Genomic DNA, 1,821 nt, shown 5'->3' on the forward strand with positions numbered 1-1,821 from the left:
TGGAGGATTTCGACCGCGCGAGCGAAATTCGCGTCGACGGCATCCCGGTCCTTCCGGGGCGGGCCTTGGCGAAGGTGCGTGCCGAAGTCGGCATGGTCTTCCAGAGCTTCAATCTCTTCCCGCATCTCACCGTCCGCGAGAACGTCATGCTGGCACCACGCCGCGTGCGCTGCACTTCGCGAGCCAATGCTGCGGCGCAGGCCGAAACACTTCTGCGCCGGGTCGGCATCGTCGAGCAGGCCGACAAGTATCCGGGCCAGCTTTCGGGCGGGCAGCAACAGCGGGTGGCGATTGCCCGGGCGCTCGCGATGGAGCCGCAGGTGCTGCTCTTCGACGAGCCGACCTCCGCGCTCGATCCCGAGATGGTCGGCGAGGTACTCGACGTGATGAAGTCGCTCGCCGGCACCGGTGTCACGATGATCGTCGTCACCCACGAGATGGGCTTCGCCCGTCAAGTCGCCGACCGGGTGATCTTCATGGATGGGGGCGAGGTCATCGAGACAGGCACGCCCGAGCAGGTGCTTGGCGCGCCGCGTGAAGCCCGCACGCAGAATTTTCTCAGCGCTGTGCTGAGCCATTGATCAAAGAGTAGGATAGCAAGATGAACACAGCGCAGGACGCGATCGATCTCGACTTCGTTTGGGGACATTTTCCGGGGCTCGCCGCCGATTGGGTGTTTTTCGACAATGCGGGCGGCAGCCAGATCGTTCAGGGCGCGGTCGACAAGATCAGCGAGTTCCTGATCCATCGAAACGTGCAGACCGGTGGTAGCTACGCCGTGTCGAAAGCGGCGGCCGAGGGGCTGATGATGGGGCGCGAAGCGGCCAAGACACTCGTCAACGCCGCGCGCCCCGAAGAGATCGTTTTTGGCCCCTCGACCACGCAACTCGTGCGCACGCTCGCCTCGGCCATGCGCGGCCAGTTGCAACCCGGTGACGAGATCATCGTTAGTCATGCGGATCACGAGTCCAATATCGGGCCGTGGGATGCGCTGCGCGAATTCGGCATCGTCATCAAGAACTGGCCGCTCGATCAAGCCTCGATGTCGATGCGTCTCGAAGATCTCGAGCGGTTGATGACCCCGCGCACCAAGCTCGTCTGCATTCATCACGTCTCGAACATTCTTGGCTCGATCAACCCGGTGAAAGAGTTCGCCGCCTTCGTGCATGAGCGCGGCGCGCGTATCTGCGTCGACGGGGTCGCTTATGCGCCGCATCGCGCGATCGACGTGCAGGACTGGGATGTCGATTACTACATCTTCAGCATCTACAAGTGCTACGGGCCGCATATGGCGATCATGTATGGCAAATATGATCTGCTGGGAGAGCTCGATGGCCAGTATCACTATTTCTACGGCAAGGACAAAGTCCCGGGAAAGCTCGAGCCCGGCAATCCGAATTACGAGCTGGCCTATAGCACTGTGGGCGTCGTCGATTACCTGATCGCGCTTGGCACGCATCTGGGCGGCGAGGGAAGCGATCGCGCGCGCCTCGAGGCCGCCTATGCAGGCATAGCTCAGCAGGAGGATGTCTTGGCCGGTCGCCTGATTTCCTGGCTTGAGGCGCGAAACGATTGCCGGATCATCGGGCGCGGGATGGAGGAGGGGCGTGTTCCCACGATCGCCTTCAAGTTCGACGATCTGAACTCGGAGATGGTGGCCCGCGAGATGGACAAGTTCGGCATCGCGATCCGCTTTGGCGATTTCCATTCGCGCCGTCTGGTCGAGGATCTGAAGGAAACCGGGCAGAGCGGCTGCCTTCGTGTCTCGATGGTTCATTACAATTCGGTGGCGCAGGTCGACGCGCTGACCGAGGCGCTTGC

2 protein-coding genes are annotated in these 1,821 nt (G+C 62.0%); both read left to right on the top strand.

What is annotated here, in order from left to right; genetic code table 11:
- The coding region (locus F8R15_RS20815; protein ID WP_152845866.1) for an amino acid ABC transporter ATP-binding protein at positions 1-581 on the top strand (581 nt) is incomplete at its 5' end.
- A gap of 20 nt (positions 582-601) precedes the next feature.
- Positions 602-1,821: aminotransferase class V-fold PLP-dependent enzyme (locus F8R15_RS20820; RefSeq protein WP_152845867.1), on the top strand; the 1,220-nt coding region annotated here is incomplete at its 3' end.

Source organism: Thioclava sp. JE_KL1 (genome assembly GCF_009296265.1).
In the GTDB taxonomy this organism is placed as follows: Bacteria; Pseudomonadota; Alphaproteobacteria; order Rhodobacterales; family Rhodobacteraceae; genus Thioclava.